This window comes from Pantoea sp. PNA 03-3 (assembly GCF_003201175.1).
In the GTDB taxonomy this organism is placed as follows: Bacteria; Pseudomonadota; Gammaproteobacteria; order Enterobacterales; family Enterobacteriaceae; genus Pantoea; species Pantoea stewartii.
Genome location: NZ_QICO01000006.1, coordinates 141,942 through 157,333 on the forward strand (window position 1 = coordinate 141,942; position 15,392 = coordinate 157,333).

Below are 15,392 nucleotides of genomic sequence, written 5' to 3' on the forward strand. Positions count from 1 at the left end.
ATGGAGGTCTTGTGAAATTTGAGCTTGATACCACAGACGGTCGCGCGCGTCGCGGGCGTCTGATTTTTGATCGTGGCGTGGTCGAAACCCCGGCGTTTATGCCCGTGGGCACCTATGGCACCGTAAAAGGCATGACGCCGGAAGAAGTGCAGGATACCGGCGCGCAAATTATTCTGGGCAATACTTTCCACCTCTGGCTGCGTCCCGGTCAGGAAATCATGAAGCTGCATGGCGATCTGCATGATTTTATGCAGTGGAAAGGCCCTATCCTGACGGACTCCGGCGGTTTCCAGGTCTTCAGCCTGGGCGATATTCGTAAAATCACCGAAGCGGGCGTTCACTTCCGTAACCCGATCAATGGCGATCAGATTTTCCTCGATCCAGAAAAATCCATGGAAATTCAGTACGATCTGGGCTCCGATATCGTCATGATCTTCGATGAGTGCACGCCGTACCCGGCCGACTGGGATTATGCGAAACGCTCAATGGAGATGTCGTTGCGCTGGGCGCAGCGCAGCCGTGACCGCTTTGACAGCCTGGGCAACAAGAACGCGCTGTTCGGTATTATTCAGGGCTCGGTTTACGAAGATTTACGTGATGTGTCTGTGAAAGGTCTGGTAGAGATTGGCTTTGATGGGTACGCTGTGGGCGGCCTGGCGGTCGGTGAGCCGAAAGAGGACATGCACCGCATCCTGGAGCATGTTTGCCCGCAGATCCCTGAGGACAAACCGCGTTATTTAATGGGCGTGGGCAAACCTGAAGATCTGGTCGAAGGTGTGCGTCGTGGCGTGGACATGTTTGACTGTGTGATGCCAACGCGTAATGCACGTAATGGTCACTTATTTGTGACGGACGGCGTGGTAAAAATCCGCAATGCGAAGCATAAAGACGATGTGTCGCCGCTGGATGCCGAGTGTGATTGTTACACCTGTCGCAATTACAGCCGTGCTTACTTGCATCATCTTGATCGCTGTAACGAAATACTGGGCGCGCGTCTGAACACAATTCATAACCTGCGCTACTACCAGCGCCTGATGGCAGGTTTACGCCAGGCTATTGAAGAGGGTAAATTAGAGCGCTTTGTTACCGAGTTCTACCAACGGACGGGCAAAGCGGTTCCGCCTTTAACGTCTGATAATTCATCAATGAGGGAAATTTAATGAGCTTTTTCATTTCTGACGCTGTGGCTGCAGCAGGCGCACCGTCTCAGGGAAGTCCGTATTCTCTGGTGATCATGCTGGTCGTCTTTGGCCTGATTTTTTACTTCATGATCCTGCGCCCTCAGCAGAAACGCGCAAAAGAGCACAAGAAGCTGATGGATTCTATCTCCAAAGGTGATGAAGTGCTGACGAATGGTGGCCTGGTGGGTCGCGTAACCAAAGTGGCAGAAACCGGCTACATTGCGATTGCGCTGAACGATACTACCGAAGTGGTTATTAAACGTGATTTCGTGGCTGCCGTCCTGCCGAAAGGTTCTATGAAGGCGCTGTAATTTTTACTTCCCTAAGGGAACTGCCGTGTTAAATCGTTATCCTTTGTGGAAGTACATAATGCTGGTCGTGGTGCTTGTCATTGGCCTGGTATATGCACTTCCCAACCTTTATGGTGAGGATCCGGCTGTTCAAATCACTGGCGCGCGCGGAAGCGCCGCCAGTGAGCAAACGTTGGATCAAATTCAGAACGTATTAAAACAAGATAATATTCAGGCGAAGTCTGTTGCCCTGGAAAACGGGGCGATTACGGCGCGTTTTTCTAACACGGATGTGCAGTTGCGCGCCCGTGAAGCGATCATGAAAGCGCTGGGCGAAAACTATGTTGTGGCGCTGAATCTGGCTCCCGCAACGCCGCGCTGGCTTACCCTGCTGGCGGCGCAGCCAATGAAACTGGGCCTCGATCTGCGCGGTGGCGTGCACTTCCTGATGGAAGTGGATATGGACACTGCCCTGAGCAAACTGCAAGAGCAGAATGCGGACAGCCTGCGCAGCGACCTGCGCGAAAAGAATATCCCTTATACCAACGTCAGCAAGATTGCTAACTACGGCGTGGAAATCCGTTTCCGTGACGCAGCCAGCCGTGACGCTGCCGTGAAGTGGCTGTCATCCCGTCATCAGGATCTGGTGATCAGCAACAGCGGTAACGATGCTCTGCGAGCCACCATGACCGATGCTCGCCTTAGCGAAGCGCGCGAATATGCCGTTCAGCAGAACATCACTATCCTGCGTAATCGTGTGAACCAACTGGGTGTCGCGGAGCCGCTGGTGCAACGTCAGGGTTCTGACCGCATCGTGGTAGAACTGCCAGGTATTCAGGACACGGCGCGCGCCAAAGAAATTCTGGGCGCAACCGCGACGCTGGAGTTCCGTCTGGTCAATACCAGCGTTGATCCGACCGCCGCCGCCAATGGTCGCGTGCCGGGGGATTCCGAGGTCAAAGACATGCGTGACGGCCAGCCTGTCGTGCTGTACAAACGCGTGATTCTGACCGGTGACCACATTACCGATTCGACCTCCAGCATGGACGAATACAACCAGCCTCAGGTGAATATTTCACTCGATGGCGCGGGCGGTAATATCATGTCGAACTTCACCAAGGACAACATCGGTAAACCGATGGCGACCCTGTTTGTGGAGTACAAAGACAGCGGTAAGAAAGATGCGAATGGTCGCGCCATTCTGGTGAAACAGGAAGAGGTGATTAACGTCGCCAACATCCAGTCACGCCTGGGCAACAGCTTCCGCATCACCGGTATCAGCAACCCGAACGAAGCACGTCAGCTGTCGCTGCTGCTGCGCGCCGGGGCCTTGATTGCGCCTATCCAGATTGTGGAAGAGCGGACAATTGGTCCGACAATGGGTCAGCAGAACATTACTCAGGGGCTGGAAGCCTGCCTGTGGGGCCTGGTCGCCTCCATCCTGTTTATGGTGCTGTACTACAAGAAAGTGGGCCTGATTGCGACCAGCGCACTGCTGGCAAACCTGGTGCTGATTGTCGGCATTATGTCGCTGTTACCGGGGGCCACGCTGACCATGCCAGGCATCGCCGGTATTGTGCTGACGCTGGCGGTGGCAGTCGATGCAAACGTCCTGATCAATGAACGTATCAAAGAAGAACTGCGCAACGGGCGTTCCGTACAGCAGGCAATTCATGAGGGCTACAAAGGTGCCTTCTCCAGTATTGTCGATGCGAACGTGACGACCCTGATTAAGGTGGTGATTCTGTATGCAATTGGTACGGGCTCCATTAAGGGCTTTGCGATTACAACGGCTATCGGTATTGCGACCTCCATGTTCACATCGATCGTCGGAACCCGCGCCATTATCAACCTGATGTACGGTGGCAAGCGCGTTAAGAAGCTGTCTATCTGAGGAGTGCGTTGTGGCACAGGAATATAACATTGAGCAGTTAAACCACGGCCGTAAAGTCGTTGACTTTATGCGCTGGGATACGCTGGCATTCATCATTTCGGGACTGTTAATCATCATCTCGATTGCCATTGTTGGCGTACGCGGTTTTAACTGGGGGCTCGATTTCACCGGCGGTACGGTCATTGAGATCAATCTGGAGAAACCGGCCGATCTCGACGCCATCCGCGGTGCGCTGGTGAAGTCCGGGTTCCAGGAACCGTTGATCCAGAATTTCGGTAGCAGCCGCGATGTGATGGTGCGCATGCCGCCGGTCACAGGGCCTGCGGGAACCGAGCTGGGTAATAAAGTGGTAACGGTTATCAACCAGACGACGCAGCAAAACGCGACGGTCAAACGTATCGAGTTTGTCGGACCGAGCGTGGGCAGCGATCTGGCGCAGGCCGGGGCGTTAGCCCTGCTGTCGGCACTGATTGCGATTCTGATTTATATCGGTATTCGCTTTGAGTGGCGTCTGGCACTGGGTACGGTTTTGGCGCTGGCGCATGACGTCATTATCACCTGTGGACTGCTGTCGCTGTTCCGGGTCGAGATTGACCTTACGATTGTGGCCTCGCTGATGTCGGTCATCGGTTACTCCCTGAACGATAAAATCGTGGTCTCGGACCGTATTCGTGAGAACTTCCGCAAGATCCGTCGCGGCTCCTCTTATGACATTACGAACGTGTCCCTGACGCAGACGTTAAGCCGTACCCTGATCACCTCGCTGACTACGCTGGCGATGATCCTGATCCTGTTCATCTTTGGTGGTGCGCTGCTGAAAGGCTTCTCACTGACCATGCTGATTGGTGTCACCATCGGTACCGTTTCGTCGATCTACGTTTCTTCAGCGCTGGCGCTGAAGCTGGGCATGAAACGCGAACATATGCTGGTACAGAAAGTGGAGAAAGAGGGCGCCGATCAGCCTTCGATCCTGCCGTAGTATTGGTACGATAAAAAAAGCCGCCAGCGTAATCTGGCGGCTTTTTTGTTTTCAGGGCCTGGACGTATCTGCGATCACCTGGTGAATTCGAACATAACCCAGTTGCTCCGGCGTCACATCCTTTAACCGTAATGGTACGGTGACCGAACTGCGTGGCGTCAGTGAAGCGGGAACGCTGAGGGTTTGCGTCAGGCTGTCGGCCTCAAGTGGCTTACCGGTTGCGGGATCGAGCTGACCCCAGACTACTGTCGCATGCATCCCGGGCAGCGGTGAATTGTCTTGTGTGCGAAGCGTCAGGTCAGCATGCGTACCGCCGGCCTCGGCCTCAATGCGTGCGAGCGACAGGCGCAGCGTGCCAACCTGTGTTTGAAGTGCCACGGGCGTGTTTGCCTGCGGCAACAGCCATGCGCCCTGCTGTGAATGGGCGTTCAGCTGTCCCTGAATTTCAACCGCACTTGCCTGGCTGGTGAGTTGCTGCATCTGCTGATTAAGCTGACTGACTTCCCGGTGCAGTTGTTTCACCTGCGGCTGGGCTGGGGTGCTGCAACCACTTAGCAGAACCAGTGACAGGGCCGCGGGTGCCCAAACCATCCTGTTCATCATGTTTTTTTATCCTTTATTCAAATGACGTAATAATTGCCCCTTGTCGCGGGACCCATCAGCATCCGCTTATGGCGTTGAAGCCTGAACTGAAATCACGCCGATTACCTTAAGTGTGCTCTGAAATTGCCTTTCCCTGAGCGATAAAATGCCGTAGCCGCTGGCGTGCCGATTTCACCTCGCGTTACGCGTAATGATGCAAGGTGAAACAGGTCGATATCGGGCATCCGGCCAGCGCAGTGGCGCAGGTATCTGATGATGCAGTACCCCGGATCGGCACTAACGTGGCTACGTTCTCCGCTTTTTGCCTTGAGCGCTTTAAGCGTAGCGGGTTTTACGCGGGCGGGCATTTCCCATCCGGTCTGTGAAGCGGGCGGGGTAAAACACGGGAATCGATTTTGTTGACTTGCAGTTCGCGCTACACTGTACGGCCCATTTATCTCGTGTCAGGAAACGTCATGCATTGCCCATTCTGCTCCGCTGTAGACACAAAAGTGATTGATTCTCGTCTGGTCAGTGAGGGTTCGTCAGTGCGGCGCCGTCGTCAGTGTCTGGTGTGCCATGAGCGATTTACTACGTTTGAAGTCGCTGAGCTGGTCATGCCACGCGTGGTGAAAAGCAACGATGTGCGTGAACCTTTCAATGAAGACAAACTCGCCAGCGGCATGATGAAAGCGCTGGAGAAACGCCCGGTCAGTGCGGATGCCGTAGAGAGTGCGGTGAGCCATATCAAAACGCAGTTGCGTGCGACGGGTGAACGTGAAATTCCCAGCAAGCTGATCGGTAACCTGGTCATGGACGAGCTAAAAAAACTCGATAAAGTGGCCTATATTCGCTTTGCATCTGTTTATCGCAGCTTTGAGGACGTGCGTGATTTTGGCGAAGAGATTGCCAGATTACAGGATTAAATCATGACCGATGAACGTTATATGGCGCGCGCGCTGGAACTGGCGCGGCGCGGACGTTTTACTACCATGCCAAATCCCAATGTCGGTTGCGTCATTGTACGCGATGGCGACATTGTTGGCGAAGGCTGGCACCAGCGCGCCGGAGAACCGCATGCGGAAGTGCATGCCCTGCGCATGGCCGGTGCGCGTGCGCGTGGGGCGACAGCCTATGTGACGCTGGAACCATGCAGTCATCACGGGCGCACGCCGCCGTGTTGCGACGCGCTTATTGAGGCCGGTGTAAAACGCGTCGTGGCCGCGATGCAGGATCCCAATCCGCAGGTCGCCGGACGGGGATTACATCGACTGCAGCAGGCGGGCATTGAAGTCAGCCACGGACTGATGATGCAGGAAGCGGAAGCCCTGAACCGGGGATTCCTGAAACGCATGCGGACCGGCTTCCCCTGGATACAGCTTAAACTGGGGGCATCACTGGATGGCCGCACCGCCATGGCGAGTGGCGAAAGCCAGTGGATCACCTCGCCGGCTGCCCGACGCGATGTCCAGCGTTTGCGAGCGCAGAGCGCCGCCATTCTCAGCAGCAGCGCAACGGTGCTGGCCGACGATCCTTCCCTGACCGTACGCTGGGCCGAACTGGACAGCGACAGTCAGCGCCTGGTTGATGCGCAGACCTTACGCCAGCCGGTACGCGTCATCGTCGACAGCCAGAATCGCGTAACACCGCAGCACAAACTTATAGAACAATTGGGCGAAACCTGGCTGATGCGACAGCAGGCCGACACTCAGCGCTGGCCTGACTCGGTGACGCAAATTCCGGTTCCTTTACGCGACACCCAACTGGATTTAGTGGCGCTGATGATGGTGCTGGGCCAGCGCCAGATTAACAGCGTCTGGGTTGAAGCCGGTGCCACGCTGGCAGGGGCACTGCTTCAGGCCGGTCTGGTTGACGAACTCATTGTGTATGTGGCACCGAAATTACTGGGTAATGACGCGCGCGGTTTGTGTCAGCTTACGGGTCTGACGCAGTTGGCTGACGCGCCGGTTTTTGCCTTCAGCGACGTGCGTCAGGTCGGCAGCGATCTCCGTCTGACCCTGATACCGCAATAACAGAGGCGGAAAAGCGAGAGCACGCCGCCAAAGAGTATGTTAGAATCCGCCCCCCTGCGCGGGGCTAAACAAACCCCTGAAAGGATATGTATGAAAGTTATCGAAGCTGCCGTTGCAACGCCAGAGGCAAAAATTGCCATCGTTATCGCGCGTTTTAACAACTTTATCAACGAGAGCCTGTTAGACGGCGCTGTGGATGCCCTGAAGCGTATCGGCCAGGTCAACGATGACAATATCACTGTCGTCTGGGTACCGGGTGCTTACGAACTGCCGCTGGCCGCGCGTGCGCTGGCTAAAACCGGCAAACACGATGCCGTGATTGCGCTGGGTACCGTGATTCGCGGTGGCACGGCGCACTTCGAATACGTCGCGGGTGAAGCCAGCTCGGGCATTGCCAGTGTTGCCATGGACAGCGATATTCCTGTGGCATTCGGCGTACTGACAACCGAAAATATCGAGCAGGCCATTGAGCGTGCTGGAACCAAAGCGGGTAACAAAGGTGCCGAAGCGGCCCTGACCGCACTTGAAATGATCAACGTATTGAAAGCCATTAAAGCCTGATTTTTGTAAGGGGAATTTTGTGAAACCTGCTGCTCGTCGTCGCGCCCGTGAGTGCGCTGTCCAGGCGCTTTACTCCTGGCAGTTGTCTAACAACGACATTGCCGATGTGGAATACCAGTTTCTGGCGGAACAGGACGTTAAAGACGTCGATATTACTTATTTCCGCGAACTGCTGGCCGGTGTGGCGACCAACAGCGCGTACCTGGATGGATTGATGCAACCCTATCTGTCGCGCCAGTTAGAAGAACTGGGGCAGGTGGAAAAAGCCATTCTGCGTGTGTCGCTGTATGAACTGAGCAAGCGTTCTGATGTGCCTTATAAAGTGGCCATCAACGAAGGTATCGAACTGGCGAAAGTATTTGGCGCTGAAGACAGCCATAAATTTGTCAACGGTGTGCTGGATAAAGCCGGTCCGCAAATTCGACCCCAACGCAAATAATCAATAAGGCCGGCTTGCCGGCCTTTTTCATTAATGGTTAAGCGGAACGCAATTATGTCATGTGGTGAATTTGAACTCATCGCACGCTACTTCAATCGCAGAACGCGTAGCCGCCGTGATGTCGAACTCGGCATCGGCGACGATTGCGCGCTGCTGAGCGTGCCCGAAAAGCAAACGCTGGCGGTCAGCACCGATACGCTGGTTTCCGGTATCCACTTCCTGCCCACGATCCATCCTGCAGATTTAGCCTATAAATCACTGGCGGTGAATCTGAGCGATTTGGCCGCGATGGGTGCCGATCCTGCCTGGCTAACCCTGGCGCTGACCTTGCCGGATGTGAATGAAAGCTGGCTGAGCAGCTTCAGCGAAAGCCTGTTTGACCTGCTGGAATATTACGATATGCAGCTGGTGGGGGGAGACACGACGCGGGGGCCTCTCAGCCTGACGCTGGGTATTCATGGGCTGATTCCTCACGGCAAAGCGTTAAAGCGTTCGGGCGCAAAACCCGGCGACTGGATCTATGTCACCGGTACATTGGGCGACAGCGCGGCCGGGCTGGCGTTGCTGCAGCATCACTGCCGCATTGACGATCCGGCCATTCATGAAGCTCTGATTAAACGTCACCTGCGGCCTATGCCGCGCGTGTTACAGGGGCAGTCACTGCGTTCGCTGGCCTCTTCCGCTATCGATATCTCAGACGGGCTGATTTCTGATATAGGTCATGTGCTGAAAGCCAGCGGCTGCGGGGCACGTATCAACCTTGACGCGCTTCCGCTGTCCCCGGCACTGCGTGACAATTTTGACGCGTCACAGGTGCTGCGCTGGGCGCTCAGCGGCGGCGAAGACTATGAGCTGTGCTTCAGTGTGCCGGAAGTGAATCGGGGTGCACTGGACGTGGCGCTGGGACATCTTGGCGTGCCTTATACCTGTATTGGGCAGATGGCGCCCGAGTCAGAAGGACTGTCACTGCTCGAAAACGGCAAACCGACAGATATGCGTTTTAAAGGATTCGACCATTTTGACATCAGATAAACATATCGCCAAAGGTCGTCTGCGGATGCGTAATCCCTGGCATTTACTGGCGACCGGTTTTGGCAGTGGGCTCAGCCCGGTTATGCCTGGTACAGTGGGATCGCTGGCCGCGATTCCTTTTTGGTGTCTGCTGACCTTGCTTCCGCACGATCTGTATTCGCTGGCGGTGCTGCTAGGCATCAGCGTGGGCGTGTACCTTTGCCATCGCACCGCCAAAGACATGGGCGTTCACGATCACGGCAGCATTGTCTGGGATGAGTTTATCGGGATGTGGATTACGCTGATGGCCATTCCGGTGAACAGCTGGCAGTGGGTGGTGGCCGGTTTTGTGCTGTTCCGCGTGCTGGATATCTGGAAGCCCTGGCCGATTCGCTGGTTCGACCGTAACGTGCATGGCGGCATGGGCATTATGGTCGATGACATTATTGCGGGCATTATTGCTGCAGCCATCCTTTATGGTGCCGGGGTTTATCTCGCCGGTTAAGCGTTCGTCCTGCGCCCCTTATCACCACCGTTTTGCAACCGTAGCCGAAATACCGGCGTACGGTTGTCTCACCATTATCCTCTCCCGGCCGGGCCGAATGAGCGCGTCACGCCTGTGAACACGCTGCGTTGGTATCACTGATAGCCGGTGGCCGGGTGAGGCTGATATTCACTTTCCAGGGCCGCAATATCCTGCGTTGTCAGGTCAACGTTCACGGCTTCCACCAGCTCAGCAAACTGCTCTGCACGGGAGGCGCCAAAGATGGGCGCTGTCACCACCGGTTTGCTCAGTAACCACGCCAGTGCGACCTGCGCTCGTGTTACGCCTTTGTCGGCTGCAACCTGCGCCAGGCGCGCCGCAATCGCTGCATCGTTTTCCTCCGTTGAAGCATAGAGCGTGCTCATCACCTCATCAGAAACGGAGCGGGCGGTGGTTTCGCCCCATGGCCGGGTGAGCTTACCGCGTGCCAGTGGACTCCATGGCAGGACCGCAACATTTTCACGCTGGCACAGCGGGTGCATCTCACGTTCTTCTTCGCGCTGAATCAGGTTGTACTGATCCTGCATGCTGACGAAGCGTGCCCAGCCCTGTTCTGCCTGCATGGTTAAGGCCTGTGCAAACTGACTGGCGTGCATGGACGAGGCGCCGATATAACGTGCTTTGCCGGATTTCACCACCTCATCAAGTGCCGACAGGGTTTCTTCGAGCGGCGTGTCATAGTCCCAGCGGTGAATCTGCAGCAGATCGACATACTCCATGCCCAGCCGTTGCAGGCTGTCATCAATGGATTGCAGAATGTTTTTACGGGACAGGCCTTGTGACAGATTACTCAGCGGGAAATAGACTTTGGTGGCGACCACGACCTCCTCGCGGCGGGCGAAATCCCTGAGCGCTCGCCCCAGAATCTCTTCACTACTGCCGTCTGAATAGCTGTTAGCGGTGTCGAAGAAATTAATCCCGGCCTCCAGCGCCTGCCTGATAAGCGGTCGGCTGCTCTCTTCGGGCAGTGTCCAGGCATGTTTACCGCGGGTGGGCTCACCAAATGTCATACAGCCCAGGCAGAGCTGGGAAACTTTTAAATCAGTATTCGCGAGTGGAACGGTTTTCATCATGACTCCTGCTATGTCCTTCCAGGGGAATTAAGCATAGCAGGAATACCGCTCTCCGCAGAGAGCGGGGGAGGGGAACTACTGCGCCAGCCAGTGACTGATTTGCTGCTGAATACCGTCTGCGTCCAGGTGGTAGTCGTGACGCATCTCTTCCTGCGTGCCCGGGGGAATGAACTCATCAGGCAGGCCAATATTGAGAACGGGAATGCCCAGACGTTTCGCCATCACGAACTCGTTGACGCCGCTGCCTGCGCCGCCCTTAATCGCGCCTTCTTCCAGCGTAATCAACGACTCATGCTGTGCGGCCAGTTCGGTAATTAACGCTTCATCCAGCGGTTTAACAAAACGCATATCCACCAGGGTGGCGTTCAGCGCTTCGGCAACGTGGCTGGCTTCAGGCAGCAGTGTACCGAAGTTAAGGATCGCCAGCTTTTCGCCCCGACGTTTAACCACACCTTTGCCCAGCGGCAGGCTTTGCAGTGGCGTCAGAGCAACGCCAGTGCCGGTTCCGCGTGGATAACGCACGGCAGCCGGACCCGCCTGATAGTGATAGCCGGTATAAAGCATCTGGCGGCATTCGTCCTCATCGCTCGGCGTCATGATGACCATATCCGGAATGCAGCGCAGATAGGCGAGATCAAAGGCCCCCTGATGCGTCTGGCCGTCGGCCCCAACGATGCCGCCACGGTCAATCGCGAACAGGACCGGAAGCTTCTGAATCGCGACATCGTGAATAACCTGATCGTAGGCGCGCTGCAGGAAGGTCGAGTAAATCGCAACAACCGGTTTATAGCCCCCAATGGCCAGGCCCGCCGCAAAGGTCACGGCGTGCTGTTCGGCAATGGCAACGTCAAAATACTGGTTGGGATACTTGCGGGAGAATCCTACCATACCCGACCCTTCGCGCATGGCGGGCGTAATCGCCATCAGCTTCGCGTCGTCAGCCGCCGTTTCGCACAGCCAGTTACCGAATATCTTCGAATAACTCGGCAATCCTTCGGCGCTCTTAGGCAGTTCGCCGCTGGCGACATCAAATTTGGGCACCGCATGCCAGGCGATCGGATCCTGCTCTGCCGGGGCATAACCTTTACCCTTTTTCGTCATAATATGCAGGAACTGCGGGCCTTTCAGGCTACGCATATTCGTCAGCGTATTCACCAGCGTCAGGACATCATGACCATCGACCGGCCCGATATAATTGAACCCCAGTTCTTCAAACAGGGTGCCCGGCACCACCATGCCTTTCAGGTGTTCTTCGGTGCGTTTTACCAACTCTTTAATCGGCGGCAGGCCGGTCAGTACGCGCTTGCCTCCTTCGCGCAGACGCGCGTAGGTCTTACCCGATAAAATCTGTGCCAGGCGGTTATTCAGCGCCCCGACGTTTTCAGAAATCGACATTTCGTTGTCGTTCAGGATAACCAGCATATCGGGTTTAATATCGCCCGCGTGGTTCATGGCCTCAAAGGCCATGCCTGCGGTGATGGCACCGTCGCCGATAATACAGGCGGTACGGCGCCCTTTACCTTCCCGTTCGGCCGCAGCAGCCATGCCCAGCCCGGCACTGATGGAGGTTGAGGAGTGACCGACGCTCAGGACGTCGTATTCACTTTCTCCCCGCCACGGAAAGGGGTGCACGCCATTCTTTTGCCGAATCGATCCAATGCGATCGCGGCGGCCGGTTAAAATTTTATGCGGATAAGCCTGATGACCGACGTCCCACACGAGGTGGTCGAACGGTGTGTTATAGACGTAATGCAGCGCCACCGTCAGCTCGACCACGCCCAGGCCCGACGCAAAATGGCCGCTTGAGCGGCTCACGCTGTCTAATAAATACTGGCGCAGCTCATTGCAGAGCGCAGGCAATTTTTCTTTAGGCAGGGCACGCAGTGCCTGTACCGTTTCTGCCTGCGCCAGTGTCGGGTATTTTGTAGTATCAAAACTCATCAGTGACTCATCATGGAAGTTATTTATCGCGTTCAATTACGAAGCTCGCCAGCGCCTTCAGGGCAGAGGTATCATAGGATTTTGCAGAGAGCATGTGCAAAGCATCCACGGCTTCCTGGTATAAATCCAGTGCCTTAATCCGGGCATTATCCAGACCCATCAATGAAGGATAGGTGCTTTTTCCAAGATCTTGATCGGCACCTTGACGTTTTCCGATAACGGCTGTGTCGCCCGTCACATCCAGGATGTCATCCTGCACCTGAAAGGCCAGGCCGATGGCATCCGCATAGCGGTCAAGATACGGCAGCGCTTCACGGCCCGCGTCGCCGGCAGCAAAGGCACCGAGTCGCACGGCTGAGCGAATCAACGCCCCCGTTTTGTGACGATGGATCTGTTCCAGTTGATGAAGATCGACAGACTGACCTTCTGCCGCCAGATCCAGCGCCTGCCCGCCGCACATACCCGCTACGCCGCTGGCCCTGGCCAGCTCTGACAGCATAGCGAGGCGGTATTCCGCACTCACGCCCGGCATGGGCTGGTCGGCCAGAATAGAAAAGGCCAGCGTTTGTAGCGCATCACCGGCAAGAATGGCGGTATCTTCACCATATTTGATGTGGCAGGTCGGTTGCCCACGACGTAACGCATCATCGTCCATTGCCGGCAAATCGTCATGAATCAGTGAATAGGCGTGAATACATTCGACAGCCGCTGCAGGCACATCGAGACTGGCTTTATTCGCATTGAGCATGGTGCCGGTTGCGTAAACCAGAAACGGGCGCATGCGTTTGCCACCTAATAGTGCCCCATACTGCATGGCATTCACCAGAGGAGAACTCTGAAAAGGGAGGGCATCCAGGTAGCCCATCAACGCGTGGTTCACCTGCTGGTGATACGCATTGAGCAGTTCAGGAAAATCCATTAGCTGTTTTCCGGCGTGAAAGAGGAGAGATCGGCATCGTTATCGTCGCTGAGGAGAATGCGCACGCGCTGCTCGGCTTGCTGCAACGTTTGCTGGCCATTGCGCGCTAACTGCACGCCGCGCTCAAATTCATTCAGGGCGTCTTCCAACGGCAGTTCACCACTTTCCAGACGATTAACAATCTGCTCCAGCTGCTGCAATGACGTTTCAAAGCTGGCTGGCTGTTCGGCTTTTTTCGGCATATTTCGTGTCGACTCACGGTTGGAACGTTATCTTGCAATCGGTCATGGTAGCTGAGAGAGAATGATTAGCAAAATAATCAATGTGCATGCTGTTGCAGAAGCAGTCACCGGGTAAAGGTGATATACTCTCGCGCCTCGGATGCGGATGCGCCTGTCACCCCGCAATTTTATGATCTTACCAGCTAAGTGCAGCCTGTTTTAGCACTTATTTGCCCAACGAAGCTGTATTGCCATGAAGTTTATCGTCAAGTTATTTCCTGAAATCACCATCAAGAGTCAGTCGGTGCGTCTGCGCTTTATTAAGATTCTTGCCAGTAATATCCGCAACGTGCTCAAAACGGTCAGCGATGAGATCGCGGTGGTGCGTTTTTGGGATCATATTGAAGTGCGCTGCAAAGATGAAGCCATGCGGCAGATTATTCCCGATGAGCTGATGCGCATCCCGGGTATTCATCATGTCCTTGCGGTTGAAGAGCGCGAATATACCGACATCCACGATATTTTCGAACAGACGCTGGCACAGTATCGCGACAGCCTGGAAAACAAAACCTTTTGCGTGCGGGTTAAGCGCCGTGGCAAACACAGCTTCAGTTCGCAGGACGTCGAGCGCTATGTTGGCGGCGGGCTAAATCAGCACATCGCCAGCGCCACCGTTCAGCTTAAGAAACCTGAGGTGACGGTTAACCTCGAAGTGGAAGAAAACCGCTTAACGCTGGTCACCGCACGCTATGAAGGGCTGGGCGGCTTCCCGATTGGTACCCAGGAAGATGTGCTGTCGCTGATCTCAGGTGGATTTGACTCCGGCGTTTCCAGCTACATGCTGATGCGTCGTGGCAGCCGCGTTCACTACTGCTTCTTTAACCTGGGCGGCGCGGCACATGAAATCGGCGTACGTCAGGTCGCCCATTATCTGTGGAACCGCTTTGGCCGTTCGCACCGTGTACGTTTTGTGGCAATCAACTTTGAGCCAGTTGTCGGCGAAATTTTAGAAAAAATCGACGACGGTCAAATGGGCGTGGTGCTGAAACGTATGATGGTCCGTGCAGCCTCAATGGTGGCGGAACGTTATGGCGTACAGGCCCTGGTCACAGGCGAAGCGGTGGGGCAGGTCTCCAGCCAGACGCTGACCAATCTGCGACTGATCGACAATGCCTCCGATACGTTGATTTTGCGTCCGCTGATTTCTCACGACAAAGAGCACATTATTAAAGTGGCGCGTGAAATCGGCACCGAAGACTTTGCCAGCACCATGCCGGAATATTGTGGCGTGATTTCGAAAAGCCCGACGGTCAAAGCGGTAAAAGGCAAAATCGAAGCCGAAGAAAGCCAGTTTGATTTCGCGATTCTGGAACGTATGGTGGCCGAGGCGACCAATGTGGATATTCGCGAAATCGCGGAGCAGACGCAGGAAGAGGTGGTTGAGGTTGAGACGGTCGGCTTGCTGAACGAAAACGACAGCGTGCTGGATATCCGCTCGGTGGATGAGCAGGAAGACAAACCGCTACAGCTGGCGGGAACGGAAGTGAAGTCGATGCCTTTCTACAAACTCAGTACCCAGTTTGGCGACCTTGATCAGAACAAAACCTGGCTGTTGTACTGCGATCGCGGTGTGATGAGTAAATTACAGGCGCTCTATCTGCATGAGCAGGGATTTAAAAACGTGAAGGTATATCGTCCGTAATCCGCATAGCGGTCACTGACCG

At 55.3% G+C, this 15,392-nt stretch carries 17 protein-coding genes; 12 read left to right on the forward strand and 5 right to left on the reverse strand.

The features are described from left to right. Nucleotides 1-11 precede the first annotated feature (11 nt). The 4 genes from tgt to secF are packed head-to-tail and all read left to right on the forward strand — an operon-like array spanning nucleotide 12 to nucleotide 4,344. A complete protein-coding gene (tgt, locus tag C7433_RS16860; protein WP_006117994.1) occupies nucleotides 12-1,160 on the forward strand; it encodes a tRNA guanosine(34) transglycosylase Tgt in 1,149 nt (382 codons plus the stop codon). Then, the gene (gene yajC, locus C7433_RS16865; RefSeq protein ID WP_006117993.1) at nucleotides 1,160-1,492 is read left to right on the forward strand and encodes a preprotein translocase subunit YajC; all 333 of its coding nucleotides are present in this window, start codon (nucleotides 1,160-1,162) and stop codon (nucleotides 1,490-1,492) included. The genes tgt and yajC overlap by 1 nt, the downstream gene beginning before the upstream one ends. A 25-nt stretch (nucleotides 1,493-1,517) precedes the next feature. Further along, on the forward strand, nucleotides 1,518-3,365 hold the full coding sequence (secD, locus tag C7433_RS16870) for a protein translocase subunit SecD (protein WP_072021736.1): 1,848 nt from the start codon (nucleotides 1,518-1,520) through the stop codon (nucleotides 3,363-3,365). A 10-nt stretch (nucleotides 3,366-3,375) separates the two neighbouring features. Further along, nucleotides 3,376-4,344: a protein translocase subunit SecF gene (secF, locus tag C7433_RS16875; protein ID WP_006117989.1), complete on the forward strand. Its 969-nt coding sequence runs from the start codon at nucleotides 3,376-3,378 to the stop codon at nucleotides 4,342-4,344. Between the two features lie 51 nt (nucleotides 4,345-4,395). Here secF and C7433_RS16880 read toward each other — a convergent pair whose 3' ends face one another. Next, nucleotides 4,396-4,944: a DUF3251 domain-containing protein gene (locus tag C7433_RS16880; protein ID WP_110268636.1), complete on the reverse strand. Its 549-nt coding sequence runs from the start codon at nucleotides 4,942-4,944 to the stop codon at nucleotides 4,396-4,398. A 203-nt stretch (nucleotides 4,945-5,147) separates the two neighbouring features. Here C7433_RS16880 and C7433_RS23655 point away from each other — a divergent pair, with 203 nt between their 5' ends. The 7 genes from C7433_RS23655 to pgpA all read left to right on the forward strand — a co-directional run bounded on the left by C7433_RS23655 (nucleotide 5,148) and on the right by pgpA (nucleotide 9,475). Beyond that, nucleotides 5,148-5,312, forward strand: coding sequence for a hypothetical protein (locus tag C7433_RS23655; RefSeq protein ID WP_158281345.1), 165 nt, complete (start codon nucleotides 5,148-5,150; stop codon nucleotides 5,310-5,312). Nucleotides 5,313-5,402: 90 nt separating this feature from the next. Then, the gene (gene nrdR, locus C7433_RS16885; protein WP_006117986.1) at nucleotides 5,403-5,852 is read left to right on the forward strand and encodes a transcriptional regulator NrdR; all 450 of its coding nucleotides are present in this window, start codon (nucleotides 5,403-5,405) and stop codon (nucleotides 5,850-5,852) included. A 3-nt stretch (nucleotides 5,853-5,855) separates the two neighbouring features. Continuing rightward, complete coding sequence (gene ribD, locus C7433_RS16890; protein ID WP_058701155.1) at nucleotides 5,856-6,959, forward strand: bifunctional diaminohydroxyphosphoribosylaminopyrimidine deaminase/5-amino-6-(5-phosphoribosylamino)uracil reductase RibD; 1,104 nt, start codon at nucleotides 5,856-5,858, stop codon at nucleotides 6,957-6,959. A gap of 90 nt (nucleotides 6,960-7,049) precedes the next feature. Next, entirely contained in the window at nucleotides 7,050-7,520 is a 471-nt protein-coding gene (ribE, locus tag C7433_RS16895; protein WP_006117984.1) for a 6,7-dimethyl-8-ribityllumazine synthase, read from the forward strand. Nucleotides 7,521-7,539: 19 nt separating this feature from the next. Beyond that, on the forward strand, nucleotides 7,540-7,959 hold the full coding sequence (gene nusB, locus C7433_RS16900; RefSeq protein ID WP_006117983.1) for a transcription antitermination factor NusB: 420 nt from the start codon (nucleotides 7,540-7,542) through the stop codon (nucleotides 7,957-7,959). A gap of 54 nt (nucleotides 7,960-8,013) precedes the next feature. After that, a complete protein-coding gene (thiL, locus tag C7433_RS16905) occupies nucleotides 8,014-8,991 on the forward strand; it encodes a thiamine-phosphate kinase (RefSeq protein WP_006117982.1) in 978 nt (325 codons plus the stop codon). Further along, nucleotides 8,978-9,475, forward strand: a complete 498-nt coding sequence (pgpA, locus tag C7433_RS16910) for a phosphatidylglycerophosphatase A (protein WP_054634407.1) — start codon at nucleotides 8,978-8,980, stop codon at nucleotides 9,473-9,475. The genes thiL and pgpA overlap by 14 nt, the downstream gene beginning before the upstream one ends. 134 nt (nucleotides 9,476-9,609) lie before the next feature. Here the strand turns inward: pgpA and C7433_RS16915 are convergent, their stop codons facing one another. The 4 genes from C7433_RS16915 to xseB form a co-directional block, all read right to left on the reverse strand. Then, entirely contained in the window at nucleotides 9,610-10,584 is a 975-nt protein-coding gene (locus C7433_RS16915) for an aldo/keto reductase (protein ID WP_110268598.1), read from the reverse strand. Nucleotides 10,585-10,662: 78 nt separating this feature from the next. Then, on the reverse strand, nucleotides 10,663-12,528 hold the full coding sequence (gene dxs / locus C7433_RS16920) for a 1-deoxy-D-xylulose-5-phosphate synthase (RefSeq protein WP_039338477.1): 1,866 nt from the start codon (nucleotides 12,526-12,528) through the stop codon (nucleotides 10,663-10,665). Between the two features lie 19 nt (nucleotides 12,529-12,547). After that, nucleotides 12,548-13,447 carry a (2E,6E)-farnesyl diphosphate synthase gene (ispA, locus tag C7433_RS16925; RefSeq protein ID WP_033738647.1) on the reverse strand — a complete coding sequence of 300 codons (900 nt, stop codon included), beginning with the start codon at nucleotides 13,445-13,447 and terminating at the stop codon, nucleotides 12,548-12,550. Next, nucleotides 13,447-13,689 (reverse strand): exodeoxyribonuclease VII small subunit, encoded by a 243-nt coding sequence (xseB, locus tag C7433_RS16930; protein ID WP_054634405.1) that lies wholly within the window; start codon nucleotides 13,687-13,689, stop codon nucleotides 13,447-13,449. The genes ispA and xseB overlap by 1 nt, the downstream gene beginning before the upstream one ends. Before the next feature lie 232 nt (nucleotides 13,690-13,921). Here xseB and thiI point away from each other — a divergent pair, with 232 nt between their 5' ends. Next, nucleotides 13,922-15,370 (forward strand): tRNA uracil 4-sulfurtransferase ThiI, encoded by a 1,449-nt coding sequence (gene thiI / locus C7433_RS16935; RefSeq protein WP_039338476.1) that lies wholly within the window; start codon nucleotides 13,922-13,924, stop codon nucleotides 15,368-15,370. Nucleotides 15,371-15,392: the final 22 nt, after the last annotated feature.